A 15,499-nucleotide genomic window follows, 5' to 3' on the forward strand; every position below is an offset into this window, starting at 1 on the left:
CCGGCTGGCACCGCTATACGGGCTCGGGTTTGAAATCGCAGTAGAGGACCGGATATGGCCAATGTGGTGGTTGTCGGCGCCCAGTGGGGCGACGAAGGCAAAGGCAAAATCGTCGACTGGCTGAGCGAACGCGCCGATGTGATCGCGCGGTTTCAGGGCGGTCACAATGCAGGACATACACTGGTTATCGACGGAAAGGTCTACAAACTGCACGCGCTCCCTTCGGGTGTGGTGCGGGGAGGCAAGCTTTCGGTTATTGGCAATGGCGTGGTTCTGGATCCGTGGCATCTGATCAACGAGATCGAAACTGTGCGCGAACAGGGCGTGGAGATTTCCCCAGAAACACTGATGATCGCAGAAAACACGCCTTTGATTCTGCCAATTCACGGAGAATTGGACCGGGCCCGCGAAGAAGCCGCCAGCAAGGGTACCAAGATCGGAACCACCGGTCGCGGTATCGGCCCGTGCTATGAGGACAAGGTGGGCCGCCGGGCCATTCGCGTGGCCGATCTGGCCGACCGGGCAACGCTGGAAGCCCGAGTGGACCGTGCGCTGCAGCACCACGACCCCCTGCGCAAGGGGCTTGGGATCGAGCCAATCGACCGCGATTCCTTGTTGGCGCAGCTGGTCGAGATCGCACCAAAGATCCTGCCATTTGCAGCTCCGGTCTGGAAAGTGCTGAACGAGAAACGCAAGTCTGGCAAACGGATCCTGTTCGAAGGGGCTCAGGGCGCACTGCTGGATATTGACTTCGGAACCTATCCTTTTGTGACATCCTCCAACGTGATCGCGGGGCAGGCCGCCACCGGTGTCGGTATCGGTCCGAACTCGATCGATTTCGTTCTGGGAATTGTCAAAGCCTACACCACCCGCGTGGGCGAGGGGCCGTTTCCGACCGAACTTGATGACGCGGACGGCCAGCGCCTCGGCGAACGCGGGCACGAGTTTGGTACCACCACGGGGCGCCAGCGCCGCTGTGGCTGGTTCGATGCCTGCCTTGTGCGTCAGACATGTGCCACGTCGGGGATCAACGGAATCTCGCTGACCAAGCTGGACGTGCTGGACGGGTTTGAAACGCTGAAGATCTGCACCGGTTATGACCTGGATGGCCAGCGGCTCGACTATCTCCCGACCGCGGCCGACCAGCAGGCCCGCTGCACTCCGATCTACGAGGAAATGCCGGGTTGGAGCGAATCCACCGAAGGCGCCCGCAGTTGGGCTGACCTGCCTGCCAACGCGATCAAGTATGTGCGGCGCGTTGAGGAACTGATCAACTGTCCGGTGGCGCTCTTGTCCACCTCGCCGGAGCGGGAGGACACCATTCTGGTGACCGACCCGTTTGCCGACTGATGGCTGACAAGAGCGGTCTGAGCTACAAGGCCCGGCGGCGCTGGTCGCTGGTCATTCTGTTGATCGGATTGCCGCTGTACATCGTGGCGGCGGTGACGGTTGTGAACTGGATCGACAGGCCGCCACTGGTGGTCGAGCTGCTTGTCTATATCGTGCTTGGTCTTCTCTGGATCATGCCGTTCCGGTTCGTGTTCCGTGGTGTCGGAAAGGAAAATGACGACCCCGAATAACGCCGGTTCGCCGTTGGACACAATGGACATGTTCGAATTTCAAAACAAAAAAGCGGGCCGTTCAGGCCCGCTTTTTTGTTGCGCGTTTAGGCGTATTAGCCGGCTTCGCGCTCATCGGGTCGAAAGCCGATGATTCCCGAGGCAGCAAAGCGTCCGCCACCGGTCTTTTCGATCTTGCCGTCGCGAAGAAGTTGGCCGAATGAGCGCAACCCGTCTTCGCGGTTGAATTCCTGATCCTCGACCTGGCGCACCTTGTTCATCAGCTGCGGGCGCGAGAACTGTTCGCGACCTTCGACGAACGACATGTAGGACGCCGCCGCTTCGAGCAGATCGGGCAGTTCGTTGGCACCCATCTCCCGTGCATAGGCGACAAAACCACCTTCGGGTTCGGTTACCTCCATGTCTTCAAGCGGAGTTGCGATGCGACGCGGGCGAACCGGGCCACGCTTGGCCTCTTCGGTGTCGACACGCTGTTCTGCCACCAGCTTCAGCGGTGCCGGGCGGCTGTCGCTTTCTGCTGGGCGGTCACGTCCCGATGTTCCGGCAACCGGCCGGCGGGGTTTTACGACGCTGGCCAGATCGTCACGATACTCTTCGTTGGATGAGCGGGTGCCCATGGTGCCGCCCGCTGAACGCTCGGCTTCTGTGGCAGCGCGAGCGGCGCGCAGATGCGAATAGGCTTCGCGGCTGGAAGAGTTCTCGGGGTCTTCGAGCTTTTCGTCGGCAGTGGCCAGCAGACGGGACAGATCGTCCTCGCTCGCGCCCTCTTCAGAAGCCGCAGCATGGTCGGTGTAAGCCTCCTCAAGAGGTTCGTACCCCATGGTGTCGGCATCAGCCATGTGACCGGCGCCCATGTCAGCTGCGTCTGCAACTGCACCGACTTGATCGTCTTCATCCTCGAACTCATCGAGACCCGCGCGAAGATCGGCTTCAACTTCGGCCAGTTCGCGCATCAGGTCAGCTTCGTCTTCGTCCGAAAGGGAGCTGTCGGCATCCTGCGCATCGGGTTCGGCGATGGCCCCGGCGTCAGAAACATCCAGTTCGCCCGAAGCAACCGCGTCTCCGAATTCGGACCGTTTGACCTTGATCACTTGACCGGGCAGTTCGGCTGCCTGTTCCTGCTGCGCGTCACCGAGGATGTTCAGCAACTCGTCGTCGTCCTCGTCTGCTTCGGCCATGGCGGCCTCGTCGAGATCTCCAAAGATGCTGTCGTCGGCTTCGTTTTTCAGATCGCTTTCGGCAATAGACTCATGCCCTACAAAGGCTTCTTCTTCGAGATCTTCCTCGAATTCGCTGTCGAGGGCCTCGGACAGCTTTTCTTCCGTTTCCGTGGCCATATCCGGCGCGGTCAGGGCGTCCGACGCGTCGGTCTCGGGTTCGTCCAGAATCGGCTCACCGGCATCAAGGCGATCGAACACAGCCGCAAGCTCGGAATCTCCGGCATCGTCTTCGGAGATCTCACCTGCCAGTTCGTGGGTATCGTCCTCAGCCAGCGCATCCGAGATTTCGGCAGCGGTCTGAGCGACATAATCTTCGGCATGCTCGTCTTCGGCATACTCCTCGTCATAGGCTTCATCTTCGGCCTGAGTCTCGGAACTGGAGACCACAGCGCGAATACGCTGAAGCTTGGCGGCAATGCTCTCGGGCGCAGCGGCAGTTTCTGCTTGGGCCACAGGTTCGGCGTCGAGGTCTTCGACCTCATCGTCACCGTCGTCCATTGCGTCGGCAGACAGATCCACGGGTGCTGCAAAAAACGCCTCGGTTGTCTCGGCGACTGGTTCGACGGTTTCTTCTGCAGCGCTCGCTTCGGAAATGTCCGCAGCGGGGCTTTCGACCTCAACAGTCTCAGGCACGTCCGCAGATTCGTCTTCGGCCATGTCGGTCAGGTCGGCGGCCGTCTCTGGCTCGGCCGCTGCGGCAGGTGCGGGCGCAGGTTCTGCGACTGGTGGGGCCGGAGCGATAGCCGGAGCGATCTCGGGTTGCGCAACCGGGGCAGTGTCCTGTGGGGCCTCTACGACAGGTTCAGCAACTGCCGGAGCCGCGGCTGCCGGCAAGGCGGCAGAAGGATCGGCGGCACGCAAAACGATTCCGCTGTCGCCCTGGCGTGCTTCGACCCGCCGCGTGATTTCGCGTTCGGCAATGCGCGCCAGCATTTCAGCATCGGGTTGGGGCGGCTCAGCGCCGAAATACCGGTCATCTGCTGCCAGATCCCGGAAATACTCGGCAATCGCCTTCATGGTGTCGAAGGACTCTTCAAAGCCTTCCAACGTGCAGGAAAACGTGCCGTATGAAACGGTCAATACCTTGTTGTTCTGAACCATAGGATGCTCGTCCTCTACAAGTTTATTGACAAACGCCTACCACGCGTCGCAAGACGATTTCGGCCCGAATCCGTGCAATTGATCGTATCATTTTGTGACCAGATTGTGTCCTGTTTCCAAAATCGGCATTAATGCTGGCATGACTTCCCCGATTGTTCAATCCAGCGATCCAGTAACACTAGTTGGCGGCGGAGATCTGTCCCCTGAGGACATTTCGCAGGCACTTTCGGTCGCACCGTGCCTTGTTGCGGCCGACGGTGGCGCCCGTGCGGTGATTGCCGAAGGGCACGAACCCCGGGCCGTTATCGGAGATTTCGATTCTCTGCAGCCAGAGGATCGAGCGAATTTGCCGCAAGATGTTCTGTTTCCGATTCGTGAACAGGACAGCACCGATTTCGACAAGGCGCTGCGCAACATTCAGGCCCCTCTTGTGCTGGGCGTCGGTTTCCTCGGAGGACGCATCGATCATCAACTGGCCGTCTTCAATGCGCTGGTTCGCCATGCCGACCGACCCTGCTTGTTGTTAGGCGCGCATGAGGTGATCTTCCATGCGCCGCAGCGACTTGAGTTGTCCGTCGAGCCGGGCAGCATCGTTTCTCTGTTCCCGCTTGCATCGGTCACCGGACGGTCGCACGGGCTGGAATGGCCGATCGACGGGCTGCAATTGGCGCCGGACGGGCGGGTCGGGACGTCGAACCGGGCCTTGGGGCCGATTGTTCTGGAAATGGACACGCCGGGCCTGCTGGTGCTGGTCCCGCGTGTCGAGTTGAACACTGTCATCCGGGCATTCGGGATTTCGCAGACGGATTCTGCTGAGCGGCTCGCAGCCGAGCTGTGGCCTGCTCGCGCAAAATGACATACAGCCCCGCGCCTATCGTCACACAGATGCCGATCGCGGACAGCCCGTCGGGCAAATCGTGAAAGATCAGCCAGCCGATCGTGGTCGCAACAGGGATCTCCAGATATTGCATGGGTGCGAGGGTAGCTGATGGTGCATAGCGCAGTGCCCAAGTCATCAGCAGGTGGCCTAGCGTGCCGAGCAAACCGATGGCGAGCAACAGCCAAAACGTCTGCAAGTCCGGCCAGACAAAGGACAGCCCTTCAAATCCGGCGCTGTGCCCGATCAACAAGGCAGGGGTCAGGATAGCTGTTGCAAAGACCCCTGACACGGCCTGCAGGGCAATGGGATCGGTGTCGCGGGCCAGCTGGCGGGTGACAAGCATGAAAAGTGCAAAGACGACGGCCACCAACAACGGCCAGAGCGCGGGCAAGCCAACTTCGGCAAAGCTCGGTTGGATCACCATCAGGGTCCCGGCAAATCCCACAGCGCAGGCAGTGATGCGGCGAATACCCACCTCTTCGTTCAGAACGAACCGGCCCAAAAGCAGCATGATGAAGGGCATGACAAAGGCAATTGCGACTGCATCCGCCAGAGGCAGGTATTTCAAAGCGGTGAACATGGCTCCAATACCGACGATGTGCAGCGCTGTCCGCCAAAGAGTCAGGCGCAGCGGCCGGCCCTTCAGCAACGCCGGGATCCGGTTCTGACGCCCGGTCAGAAAGATAAGCGGCGCCAGCGCCAGTACCTGAACTGCAAACCGCGCGAACAGCAGTTCGCCCAGTGGAATGTATCCGCCCAACAGCTTGGCAACCGCGTCACCCAGCGGGGCAACGACGCAAAAACCAAGCATAAGGAAAATGCCCAGAACCGGGCGATCGTCGGACATGACGGGCAGGCTAGTGTAGATCCCCGTCTGTGGAAATGGGCAACATCAGCAGTTGGGCACGTTGACTGCCAGTCCGCCCAGCGAGGTTTCCTTGTATTTCTCATGCATGTCGTTGCCGGTCTGGCGCATGGTTTCGATTACCGCATCAAGAGGCACAAGATGAGTGCCGTCGCCGCGCAACGCCAGCGAGGCCGCGGATACCGCCTTGATCGCGCCCAATCCGTTGCGTTCGATACAGGGAACCTGCACCAGCCCACGAATGGGGTCGCAGGTCATGCCCAGGTGATGTTCCAATGCGATCTCGGCGGCATTCTCCACCTGTTCCGGCGTGCCACCCATCACGGCGCAAAGCCCCGCCGCTGCCATTGCCGAGGCGCTGCCCACTTCGGCCTGGCAACCCGCTTCGGCCCCCGAAATCGAGGCGTTAAACTTGACCAGCCCGCCGATGGCGGCGGCGGTCAGCAAGAACTCCTCGACATGAGAAGGTGCCGCCCCGGGAACGTGATCGAGATAATAGCGAAGAACTGCGGGCAGCACGCCTGCCGCTCCGTTGGTTGGCGCGGTGACCACTTGTCCGCCGGCGGCATTTTCTTCGTTTACCGCCATCGCATAGACGCTGATCCAGTCGTTGATCGTGTGCGGAGCGGACAGGTTCATACCCCGCTCGGCCTGAAGGGCATCGTGTATCCCCTTTGCCCTGCGGCGCACGCTGAGCCCGCCGGGCAGGATGCCGTCGGCTGCGAGGCCGCGTTCGATGCAATTGTTCATGACCTCCCAAAGCCTTGCGCTGCCCTTGGAAAAGCTCTCTTCGCACCCGCGGGCAATTTCATTGCCCCGCTTCATGGCCGCGATTGATCTGCCTGATGCCTTGGCCATCTCAAGCATCTCGGCTGCGGTCGTGAACGGAAAGGGGACCGGAGCTCCGTCGTCCACGGCCTTGCCCTCGGCCAGTTCCTCTTCGGTCAGAACGAACCCGCCTCCGATAGAGTAGTAGACCTGACGCAGGATCACGTCTCCCTGAGCATCGGTCGCCATCAGAATCATCCCGTTGGCATGGCCGGGAAGGGCATGGTCGTAGTCAAAGGTCAGGTCCGACTTCGGATCGAACTGCAACTGCGGCAGCCCGTCGGGTGTCAGCGTGCGAGTTGACCGATTGGCCGCAAGGGCGGCCTCGGACTTTTCCTGGTCATAGGTTTCGGGAATGATCCCGGCCAGTCCGAGTATGGTTGCGCGATCCGTTGCATGGCCCACGCCGGTAAAGGCGAGCGATCCGTGAAGAGACACGCGAAGACCCGCAAACTCGAACGGAGAGGCGCGCATGAGGTCGAGAAAGCGTGCTGCTGCCACCATCGGACCCATCGTGTGAGAGGACGAAGGGCCGACCCCAACTTTGAACATATCGAAAACAGATAGAAACATGTCAGGTCGCCGATCCTGTCGGAGGGTTGGCATAAGTGGGTGATGTAAACGGCGTCGCCCCGAGCCCTTCGGCCACTATGCAGGCGCGGGTAGCCGGGCGATGTTCCAGCGCCTGAAGGATGCGCTGCAGATGAGGCGTGTCAGCGATGTTGAACCAGTCGCGATCGCCGCCTTTCGGGTAGATCGCCATCCACCGCATCATGCACGCAACATAGTAATTCAGTACCGATGGGTGATCCGGGGACAACCAGTCCGGTCTGCCTCGGGCTTGCTCATCGAGCAGGGAAAGATGCCGCCTCAGCCGCGGTCGGATACCCGCGCGTAGCGTTTCGGCCTGATCAGCAGCAATATATGTTTCCGCATAAAACAGGATGCGCAGGTCTGCATGCAGTGTGTTTGACGCAAAAAACAGCCACTTCAGGAATGTCGCCCGGTCGGGATCTGTCGGCGCTGGCGCCAGTTGATCGTGGGTATCGGCCAGCCACAGCAGGATGGCTGCGGTTTCAAAGAGTGGTCCGTGCGGGGTCTCTAAAACCGGAATAAGTCCGTTCGGATTGAGCTCCCGATAGCTGGCGCTGTCCTGTTCCCGGATACTTCGATCCACTAACGCCGTATCGTAACTCAGCTGCATTTCCTCCATCGCCAAGCGGATCACCAGCGAGGCGTTGTCAGGGGCAAAATGAAGAACGTAATCAGCAGTCATTGCCAGACCATAGGCAGCGATGCCGCGTTCAACCTGTCCAAAGGCGACCAATAATTCCAAAAAACGCGCAACCCGGACGTTCACCCGGATCACGGCATGTCTTGATTGTCAGCCGCACGCGCGTCGCCGCGATAGGGTCAGCCCGTCCCGTAGGTTCAAGCTCAGCAGTGTGATGTTTGTGGCCCCGGCCAAGAGTTCCAAAGCTTGGACTGTGTAAAAGAGGCTATCGAACATTCCGGCCTGCGCGCGCAGCGCAAGAAACACTGCGCTTGGTAACAGGACTAGCAGGCCGTTACCTGCAATGAGCTTCATCCGCCGTGATTTTTCAGCAACCACTGGCAGCTTCATCCGCTTTCCAAGTTTGGCTCCGGAGGCACCGGCGGTCGCCATGGCCGGGATCAACAGAATCATTCCGTAGAGTATCGCCATCTTCGCACTCGCGACTTGTTCGTGGGTGCCGGTTGTCTCGACGATCACGGTGGATGTCCAGAACGTTACAATCGTGAGAAGGGCAACGGTCCCGGCAGCGGCATGCAGTTTGGCAGACATCGTATCAATTCCTTTAATAGCATGCTATGTAAATAAGCATTGTATAGCGTGCTATTCAAGTGTTGTTTTGAACTATGGGATTTGAAAAAGGCAGATCGGCCGGGTTTCTGGCAAACCACATGGCCCGGCTCTTTGCCGCGGGCTTGGCTACGCGCATTGCGCCGCTTGGAATTGCACCCGCCCAATTCATGGTTCTGCTTGAGCTGTGGTCCGAGGACGGTCTGACCCAAAAAGAACTGGTGGAGCGCTTGAGTGTCGAGCAGGCCACGATGGCAAACACGCTGGCTCGAATGGAGCGGGATGAGCTGATTGTGAGGCGCCCGAGCAAAACCGATAAACGGTCAAGAACCGTTTGGCTCACGGACCAGGCGCGGGGCCTCAAGGAACCAGCGACACGGGCGGCCGGGGCCCAGAACGATGTTGCCCTCAAAGGATTCGACGCGGAAGAGCGCGCTCTTTTTCTCAACATGATGATCCGTGTGATCGGGAATATGTCATAGCCAGCGCGCGTTAACCGAACGGTGTGGAAGGGACCTCGAATGAATAGGACCTGTCAGGGTTAACAAAGCCCCTCGCAGTCAGGGGCCGCATTGCCTATAAGGACCGGCAACTGCAATCTGAACCTATCGGGATCACACTCAGGAGTCGCTGCCATGACCGGAGAACTGTCACCCATCGACAAGGCCAAATTCGTGGCCGCCAAGCGTGCCGCCGACATGGTCGAGGACGGGATGCGCGTTGGGCTTGGCACGGGGTCAACCGCCGCTTGGCTGGTGCGGTGCCTCGGCGAAATGGTACGCGACGAAGGGCTCAAGATCCGTGGTGTGCCAACCTCGACGCGCACTGCAGAACTGGCGCGCGAAGTGGGCATCGAAGTGATCAGCCTCGACGAGGCAAAATGGCTCGACATCACCATTGACGGGGCTGATGAATTCGATGGTGAGCTGAACCTGATAAAGGGTGGTGGCGGAGCCTTGCTGCAGGAAAAAATCGTGGCGACGGCCAGCGATCAGATGGTTGTGATTGCCGATATCGGCAAAGAGGTCGAAACCCTTGGCACATTCCCACTGCCGGTCGAGGTGATCCCTTTTGGCTGGCAGACCACGCAGGCGCTGATCGAGGAAACGCTGATCTCGATGGACGTTCTTGGTCGGCAGGCAACCCTTAGGATGAATGGCGATGCTCCCTTTGTGACCGACGAAGGCAACCATATCCTCGATCTGCATCTGGGACGTATCGGCAATGCCCGGCAACTGGCGATGGTATTGAACCAGATGCCCGGCGTGGTCGAGAACGGGCTTTTCATCGACATTTGCGATACGGTGGTCATCGGATTTGGCGATGGCAAGGTCGAGATCCGGGATATCAACGACGGCACTGTTCAGCACGACCGGTTGGATTTCGTGGAAAGCGACAACCTGTTCACCGACCTTGCCGACTGAGTTCCTTCCCGAAGTCGTGAAGCCTGCGCCAAGTGCTTTCAAATCCCCCGGCCAGTTCCTATGTGAGGGCTTCATGGCGTCGATCGAATTTGATAACGGCGCCGGCCAAAAACCATATCCGGCAGGTTCACCCGTGGCTTGCACGAGACTTCAGATGAGGCATAACTGATGAGCTTTGATTACGATCTCTTTGTCATAGGCGGCGGTTCGGGTGGCGTGCGCGCGGCGCGCGTTGCGGCAGGCGAGACAGGGGCCAAGGTGGCTCTTGCCGAAGAAGACCGCTATGGCGGCACCTGCGTGATCCGCGGCTGTGTGCCGAAAAAGCTGATGGTTTTTGCTTCCGAATTTGCGCCGATGGTCGAAGATGCGCAGAGCTTTGGTTGGGACATCCAGCCGGGGTCCTTCGATTGGGGATCTTTCAAGGTAAAGCTTCACGCCGAGTTGGACCGACTGGAAGGCGTCTATCGCAACATTTTGAAAAACAATGGTGTCGAGAGTTTCGATCAGCGGGCCCGGATCGTCGATCCGCATACGGTCGAGTTGGCGGACGGTACCCGAATGACTGCCCGACATATTCTGATCGCGACCGGTGGCCGCCCGGTCGTCCCGGATTTCCCGGGATCGGACCTGGCGATCACGTCCAATGACATTTTCCATCTCGAAACACTACCCGACAGCATCCTGATCGTTGGAGGCGGCTACATTGCCTGTGAATTCGCCGGGATCCTCAACGGGCTGGGCGTGCAGGTCACGCAGTTCTATCGCGGCGCGCAGATCCTGCGAGGCTTTGACGACGAAGCGCGCGGGCTGGTCTGTGAAGAAATGTGCCAGAACGGTATCGACGTGCATCTTGGAACCAACATCATTGAGATGAAGCGCGAAGGCGACAAGATACGCGTCAAAGCCACCAATGGCTCGGAAATGCTGGTGGATCAGGTGATGTATGCAACCGGGCGTGCGCCCAACGCAGATGAGCTTGGGCTGGAGGCGTTGGGCATCGAACGCGGTCGCAAGGGCGAGATTCTTGTTGATGAATACTCCCAGACCGGTGTGCCGTCCATTTATGCGATCGGGGATGTGACCGACCGGGTCAACCTGACCCCGGTTGCAATCCGCGAAGGCATGGCCTTTGTCGACACTGTATTCCGCGGCAAGCCAACCCCGGTGGACCACGAGCTGATTCCGACGGCCATTTTCACACAGCCCGAAATGGGGACTGTTGGCCTGTCCGAGGAGGAAGCTGCTGAACAGGAATCGATCGAGATCTATGCCACTTCGTTCAAGCCGATGCAGCAGAGCTTTGCCGGGCGGTCGCAGCGGGTGCTGATGAAACTGATCGTCAGCAAGGCCACCCACAAGGTTCTTGGATGCCATATCGTGGCGCCCGGGGCGGGCGAGATGATACAGCTGGCCGGAATCGCGGTAAAAATGGGCGCGACAAAGGAAGATTTCGATCGCACGGTGGCGGTTCATCCGACAATGTCGGAAGAATTGGTCACCATGCGGCAACCTGTTCGCTCGGCTTGATTTGCAGACGGGCGCACACAGGTTACAACTGAGGCCGCATGCAGCGGTGCAAAACCACGACGGTCGCATGACGCGGCGCAAAACAAGGGATTGAATACATATGGCGGGCAACAGCGGTGGCCCCTGGGGGGGCGGAGGCTCTTCCGGTGGCGGCGGAGGAAACCGGGACAACAACGGCGGTGGAGGGCAGCGTCCTCCCGAAGGCGATGGCCCGCAGATCCCCGAGATCGATGACCTGGTCAAGAAAGGTCAGGAACAACTGCGCGTGCTGATGGGCGGACGTGGCGATCAGGGGCGTGGCGGTTCGGGTGGCTCTGGTGGCCGGGGCGGCCCCGGTTTCTCGCGCGGAACGGTCGGGCTTGGCATTGTCGCCGCTGTCATTCTCTGGGGCGTGGCCAGTTTCTACACGGTAAAGCCCGAAGAACAGTCGGTCGAATTGTTCCTGGGAGAGTTTTCCAACGTCGGCAATCCCGGTCTGAACTTTGCGCCGTGGCCGCTGGTCACTGCCGAAGTTATCCCGGTGACCCGTGAACAGACCGAAGACATGGGTGGGGCTCGTGGTGCCAATGATGGTCTGATGCTGACCGGCGACGAAAATGTCGTCGATATCGATTATCAGGTGGTCTGGAACATCAACGATCCGGCCAAGTACCTGTTCAACCTCGCTGACCCGCGCCAGACCATCCGCGCGGTGTCGGAATCGGCGGTGCGCGAGATCATCGCGCAGTCGGAACTGGCACCGATCCTGAACCGAGATCGTGGCATCATTGCGGAACGCTTGCAGGAGCTGATTCAGGCGACGCTGGACAGCTATGATTCCGGTGTGAACATTATCCGCGTGAACTTCGACAAGGCAGACCCGCCGGCATCGGTCATCGACGCCTTCCGGGATGTTCAGGCCGCCGCGCAGGAACGTGACCGTCTACAAAACGTGGCGGATGCCTACGCCAACCGGGTACTGGCCGAAGCGCGTGGTGAAGCTGCACAGATCTACGAAGAAGCCGAGGCCTATCGTGCCCAGGTGGTGAACGAGGCTCAGGGTGAGGCAAGCCGCTTTACCGCTGTTCTCGAGGAATACTCGAAGGCTCCGGAAGTGACGCGCAAACGTCTGTATCTGGAACGGATGGAGCAGGTTTTGGGTGACGTCGACAAAGTGATCCTCGACCCGAACACTGGTGGTGAAGGGCAGGGGGTCGTTCCATACCTGCCGCTCAATGAACTGCGTCGAAACACCGAAGAGGGAGAGAACTGATGCGCAAGGCAACCTATCTCCTTCCGGTTCTGGTGATCGCCATTGTAGCTGGTCTGTCCGCGCTTTTCATCGTCGATGAACGTGAAAAGGCGCTGGTGCTGCAGTTTGGTCGCGTCGTCGCGGTCAAGGAAGACCCCGGACTGGCGTTCAAGATTCCGCTCATTCAGGAAGTGGTTCGCTATGACGACCGGATCCTGTCGCTTGACGTGCAACCTCTCGAAGTCACGCCGCTGGACGATCGCCGTCTCGTGGTCGACGCTTTCGCCCGCTATCGGATCAGCAATGTAGAGCAGTTCCGGCAAGCTGTTGGTGTTGGCGGCGTTGCCACCGCTGAGGATCGTCTGGATCGCATTTTGCGTGCGGAAACACGTGAGGTTCTGGGTTCTGTCAGTTCCAAGGATATTCTGAGTTCCGACCGTGCCGCGCTGATGCTGCGGATCCGCAATGCGGCCATTGCCCAGGCCCGTGCCCTGGGGCTCGAGGTGATCGACGTGCGGCTCAAGGCAACCGACCTGCCGAACCAGAACCTCGAAGCAACCTTTGACCGGATGCGTGCCGAGCGGGAACGCGAAGCCACTGACGAGCGCGCCCGCGGTAACGAAGCCGCGCAGCGGGTTCGGGCGCAGGCCGATCGGACCGTGGTTGAACTGGTTTCCGAAGCGCGTCGCGAATCCGAGATCATTCGCGGTGAAGCAGATGCTGAGCGGAACGCCGTCTTTGCCGAGGCCTTTGGCCGCGACCCGGAGTTCTTTGAATTCTATCGCTCTTTGACGGCCTATGAGCGCGCGCTTAAGGGCGGAAACAGCTCGCTGGTCCTCAGCCCGGATTCGGAGTTCTTCAATTATCTGAAGTCGCCGAACGGGGTGGCCGAGTAATGGCATTCGTGCTTCTGGCCCTCGGGCTGGTGCTGATCGTCGAGGGGCTGGCCTATGTGCTGGCCCCTTCGCTTATCGAAAGGATGCTGGAGGTGCTGCGCAGCCTGCCTGAGACTGCCCGTCGGCAGATCGGAGCGCTCTGCGTGGTGAGCGGACTTATCCTGCTTTGGCTCGCCTTTCATCTGGGAGTTTGAACTGAACCGACCGCGCTAATTGAAACACCGCTCAATTGGCCGCGATCTCGAGTTGCGGCCCGGCCCAAAGCGACTACATTGGACCTCAAACAGCGGCTTGTGCCGTTCAGAACGTTCAAGAAGGAGAGCTGCGGTGCAAATCAAGGCACGTTCGAAATCCCTTACCGTTGATCCGGTTCCGATGCGCCTTCTGGCCCTCACGGTGCTGAGCACGCTCTTCTTGCTTGCGCAGGTTCTGATGGTGCAGGCCCGGCCAGAAAGCCTTGCGCCGCTGGCCGAACGGATCAGCCCATCGGTCGTCAACATCACCACCTCCACGATGGTCGAAGGGCAAACGGGTCCACAGGGGATCGTTCCCGAGGGATCGCCATTCGAAGATTTCTTTCGGGAGTTTCAGGATCGCAACGGCGAAGGGGACCGGCCGCGCCGTTCTTCAGCTTTGGGATCGGGTTTCGTGATCTCTGAGGACGGGTTTATCGTCACCAACAACCACGTGATCGCCGAGGCTGACGAGATCCTCATTGAGTTCTTTCCCGGTGAAGGCCAACCCAAAAAGAAACTGCCTGCCAAGGTGATCGGTACCGATCCGAACACTGATATCGCGCTTTTGAAGGTTGAAACCGATCGGCCTCTGTCTTTCGTCACCTTCGGAGACAGTGATACCGCGCGGGTTGGTGACTGGGTGATCGCCATGGGCAACCCGCTGGGGCAAGGGTTCTCGGTGTCTGCCGGGATCGTGTCCGCACGCAACAGGGCTCTGTCCGGAACTTATGACGACTACATCCAGACGGATGCTGCCATCAACCGCGGCAACTCGGGCGGGCCGCTTTTCAATATGGAAGGCAACGTGATCGGCGTGAACACTGCGATCCTGTCACCCAATGGCGGTTCAATCGGTATCGGCTTTTCGATGGCCTCCAATGTTGTGACCAAAGTGGTTGATCAGCTGCGGGAATTTGGTGAAACCCGCCGCGGCTGGCTTGGTGTCCGCATTCAGGACGTGACCGAAGATGTGGCCGAAGCGATGGGTCTCGAAAAGGCGACGGGTGCGCTTATCACGGATGTGCCGGATGGCCCGGCAAAAGATGCCGGCCTGCAATCCGGTGACGTGATCGTCAGTTTTGACGGTGTCGAGGTCAAGGACACCCGCGGGCTTGTGCGGCAGGTTGGCAATACCGAGGTGGGTAAATCGGTCCGCGTGGTGGTGTACCGCGAGGGTGGAACCCAGACAGTGCTGGTCACCCTGGGGCGCCGCGAAGATGCCGAACGGGGAACACCGGCCGCGCAACCGGGCGAGGAAGATGCGCCTTCGGTTGCCGAAAAGGAAGTCCTGGGTCTGACCTTGAGTGTGCTGACCGAGGATATCCGCGATGAGCTTTCCCTGAGCGCAGATGCGCAGGGGCTGGTTGTCATGGCGGTTGACGAAAGCTCGGAGGCCTTCGAGAAAGGGCTGCGAGCCGGTGATCTGATCACCGAGGCTGGCCAGCAAAAGGTCGTGACACTGGCGGATCTTGACGATCGGATCGCCGAAGCCAAGGAAGCCGGTCGCAAATCGCTTCTGCTCCTCGTGCGCCGCAATGGCGAACCGCGCTTTGTGGCGCTGAGCCTCGACGGTTGATCCCGCCCTGTAGAAACAGCCGACGCATTGAGGCCGGTGGGATAATCACCCCGCCGGCCTCTTTGAAACTGGCGGTTTGGGGATGAGCAATCCCCGGTCAATATCCGGGCGTGCGACATAGTGTGGGCCGCTTGGAGCTGGCGTCTGGCCAACTCATCCATGCGTGTCATTTAACTGTGCAGATTTCACGACAACACGCCGCGTCAAGGAAATCGGGCCGGGTGCCAAAGTGGGGAGCGCAAGCGCATACGAATCAGGGGTAAACGCTGACCGGCCCGCGCTGCGACCGCAT

Annotated in this window: 15 protein-coding genes; 10 read left to right on the forward strand and 5 right to left on the reverse strand. The window is 59.7% G+C overall.

All coding sequences use genetic code 11. The annotated features are described in order from the left end of the window. Positions 1-54: 54 nt before the first annotated feature. Both ACP15U_RS02460 and ACP15U_RS02465 read left to right on the forward strand, forming a co-directional pair. Positions 55-1,350, forward strand: coding sequence for an adenylosuccinate synthase (locus ACP15U_RS02460; RefSeq protein WP_425043535.1), 1,296 nt, complete (start codon positions 55-57; stop codon positions 1,348-1,350). Further along, positions 1,350-1,580, forward strand: coding sequence for a DUF2842 domain-containing protein (locus ACP15U_RS02465; RefSeq protein WP_425043536.1), 231 nt, complete (start codon positions 1,350-1,352; stop codon positions 1,578-1,580). The genes ACP15U_RS02460 and ACP15U_RS02465 overlap by 1 nt, the downstream gene beginning before the upstream one ends. Before the next feature lie 95 nt (positions 1,581-1,675). On the opposite strand, the gene ACP15U_RS02470 is transcribed toward ACP15U_RS02465, so the two are convergent. Next, complete coding sequence (locus ACP15U_RS02470; protein WP_425043537.1) at positions 1,676-3,901, reverse strand: chemotaxis protein CheA; 2,226 nt, start codon at positions 3,899-3,901, stop codon at positions 1,676-1,678. Between the two features lie 139 nt (positions 3,902-4,040). Here ACP15U_RS02470 and ACP15U_RS02475 point away from each other — a divergent pair, with 139 nt between their 5' ends. Next, positions 4,041-4,757: a thiamine diphosphokinase gene (locus ACP15U_RS02475; RefSeq protein WP_425043538.1), complete on the forward strand. Its 717-nt coding sequence runs from the start codon at positions 4,041-4,043 to the stop codon at positions 4,755-4,757. Here ACP15U_RS02475 and ACP15U_RS02480 read toward each other — a convergent pair. The 4 genes from ACP15U_RS02480 to ACP15U_RS02495 all read right to left on the reverse strand — a co-directional run bounded on the left by ACP15U_RS02480 (position 4,678) and on the right by ACP15U_RS02495 (position 8,299). After that, positions 4,678-5,628 carry a DMT family transporter gene (locus ACP15U_RS02480; RefSeq protein ID WP_425043539.1) on the reverse strand — a complete coding sequence of 317 codons (951 nt, stop codon included), beginning with the start codon at positions 5,626-5,628 and terminating at the stop codon, positions 4,678-4,680. The genes ACP15U_RS02475 and ACP15U_RS02480 overlap by 80 nt on opposite strands. Positions 5,629-5,673: 45 nt before the next feature. Next, the gene (locus tag ACP15U_RS02485; protein WP_425043540.1) at positions 5,674-7,047 is read right to left on the reverse strand and encodes an L-serine ammonia-lyase; all 1,374 of its coding nucleotides are present in this window, start codon (positions 7,045-7,047) and stop codon (positions 5,674-5,676) included. A 1-nt stretch (position 7,048) separates the two neighbouring features. Continuing rightward, the gene (locus ACP15U_RS02490) at positions 7,049-7,750 is read right to left on the reverse strand and encodes a glutathione S-transferase family protein (protein ID WP_425043730.1); all 702 of its coding nucleotides are present in this window, start codon (positions 7,748-7,750) and stop codon (positions 7,049-7,051) included. Between the two features lie 108 nt (positions 7,751-7,858). Next, the gene (locus tag ACP15U_RS02495) at positions 7,859-8,299 is read right to left on the reverse strand and encodes a hypothetical protein (RefSeq protein ID WP_425043541.1); all 441 of its coding nucleotides are present in this window, start codon (positions 8,297-8,299) and stop codon (positions 7,859-7,861) included. Positions 8,300-8,418: 119 nt separating this feature from the next. On the opposite strand from ACP15U_RS02495, the gene ACP15U_RS02500 reads away from it, so the two are divergent. The 7 genes from ACP15U_RS02500 (at position 8,419) to ACP15U_RS02530 (ending at position 15,207) form a co-directional block, all read left to right on the forward strand. Continuing rightward, entirely contained in the window at positions 8,419-8,799 is a 381-nt protein-coding gene (locus tag ACP15U_RS02500) for a MarR family winged helix-turn-helix transcriptional regulator (RefSeq protein WP_425043542.1), read from the forward strand. A gap of 153 nt (positions 8,800-8,952) precedes the next feature. Beyond that, positions 8,953-9,741, forward strand: a complete 789-nt coding sequence (gene rpiA / locus ACP15U_RS02505; RefSeq protein WP_425043543.1) for a ribose-5-phosphate isomerase RpiA — start codon at positions 8,953-8,955, stop codon at positions 9,739-9,741. A gap of 168 nt (positions 9,742-9,909) precedes the next feature. Continuing rightward, on the forward strand, positions 9,910-11,268 hold the full coding sequence (gene gor / locus ACP15U_RS02510) for a glutathione-disulfide reductase (protein ID WP_425043544.1): 1,359 nt from the start codon (positions 9,910-9,912) through the stop codon (positions 11,266-11,268). A gap of 100 nt (positions 11,269-11,368) precedes the next feature. Next, entirely contained in the window at positions 11,369-12,520 is a 1,152-nt protein-coding gene (gene hflK / locus ACP15U_RS02515) for an FtsH protease activity modulator HflK (RefSeq protein WP_425043545.1), read from the forward strand. After that, on the forward strand, positions 12,520-13,395 hold the full coding sequence (hflC, locus tag ACP15U_RS02520) for a protease modulator HflC (protein WP_425043546.1): 876 nt from the start codon (positions 12,520-12,522) through the stop codon (positions 13,393-13,395). Before hflK ends, hflC begins: the two co-directional genes overlap by 1 nt. Further along, positions 13,395-13,589 carry a DUF2065 domain-containing protein gene (locus tag ACP15U_RS02525; protein ID WP_425043547.1) on the forward strand — a complete coding sequence of 65 codons (195 nt, stop codon included), beginning with the start codon at positions 13,395-13,397 and terminating at the stop codon, positions 13,587-13,589. The genes hflC and ACP15U_RS02525 overlap by 1 nt, the downstream gene beginning before the upstream one ends. Positions 13,590-13,770: 181 nt before the next feature. Then, positions 13,771-15,207 (forward strand): Do family serine endopeptidase, encoded by a 1,437-nt coding sequence (locus tag ACP15U_RS02530; RefSeq protein WP_425043731.1) that lies wholly within the window; start codon positions 13,771-13,773, stop codon positions 15,205-15,207. Positions 15,208-15,499: the final 292 nt, after the last annotated feature.

The organism is Primorskyibacter sp. S87, from assembly GCF_049801055.1.
GTDB lineage: Bacteria > Pseudomonadota > Alphaproteobacteria > Rhodobacterales > Rhodobacteraceae > JBNAGF01.

What these genes read in the sequence shown, in the direction of transcription:
- ACP15U_RS02475 (WP_425043538.1), top strand. Translation starts at nt 4,041, where the DNA reads ATGACTTCCCCGATTGTTCAATCCAGCGATCCAGTAACACTAGTTGGC.
- ACP15U_RS02490 (WP_425043730.1), bottom strand. Translation starts at nt 7,750, where the DNA reads ATGACTGCTGATTACGTTCTTCATTTTGCCCCTGACAACGCCTCGCTG.
- ACP15U_RS02485 (WP_425043540.1), bottom strand. Translation starts at nt 7,047, where the DNA reads ATGTTTCTATCTGTTTTCGATATGTTCAAAGTTGGGGTCGGCCCTTCG.
- rpiA (WP_425043543.1), top strand. Translation starts at nt 8,953, where the DNA reads ATGACCGGAGAACTGTCACCCATCGACAAGGCCAAATTCGTGGCCGCC.
- hflK (WP_425043545.1), top strand. Translation starts at nt 11,369, where the DNA reads ATGGCGGGCAACAGCGGTGGCCCCTGGGGGGGCGGAGGCTCTTCCGGT.
- gor (WP_425043544.1), top strand. Translation starts at nt 9,910, where the DNA reads ATGAGCTTTGATTACGATCTCTTTGTCATAGGCGGCGGTTCGGGTGGC.
- ACP15U_RS02500 (WP_425043542.1), top strand. Translation starts at nt 8,419, where the DNA reads ATGGCCCGGCTCTTTGCCGCGGGCTTGGCTACGCGCATTGCGCCGCTT.
- ACP15U_RS02495 (WP_425043541.1), bottom strand. Translation starts at nt 8,299, where the DNA reads ATGTCTGCCAAACTGCATGCCGCTGCCGGGACCGTTGCCCTTCTCACG.
- ACP15U_RS02525 (WP_425043547.1), top strand. Translation starts at nt 13,395, where the DNA reads ATGGCATTCGTGCTTCTGGCCCTCGGGCTGGTGCTGATCGTCGAGGGG.
- ACP15U_RS02480 (WP_425043539.1), bottom strand. Translation starts at nt 5,628, where the DNA reads ATGTCCGACGATCGCCCGGTTCTGGGCATTTTCCTTATGCTTGGTTTT.
- ACP15U_RS02470 (WP_425043537.1), bottom strand. Translation starts at nt 3,901, where the DNA reads ATGGTTCAGAACAACAAGGTATTGACCGTTTCATACGGCACGTTTTCC.
- ACP15U_RS02460 (WP_425043535.1), top strand. Translation starts at nt 55, where the DNA reads ATGGCCAATGTGGTGGTTGTCGGCGCCCAGTGGGGCGACGAAGGCAAA.
- ACP15U_RS02465 (WP_425043536.1), top strand. Translation starts at nt 1,350, where the DNA reads ATGGCTGACAAGAGCGGTCTGAGCTACAAGGCCCGGCGGCGCTGGTCG.
- ACP15U_RS02530 (WP_425043731.1), top strand. Translation starts at nt 13,771, where the DNA reads ATGCGCCTTCTGGCCCTCACGGTGCTGAGCACGCTCTTCTTGCTTGCG.
- hflC (WP_425043546.1), top strand. Translation starts at nt 12,520, where the DNA reads ATGCGCAAGGCAACCTATCTCCTTCCGGTTCTGGTGATCGCCATTGTA.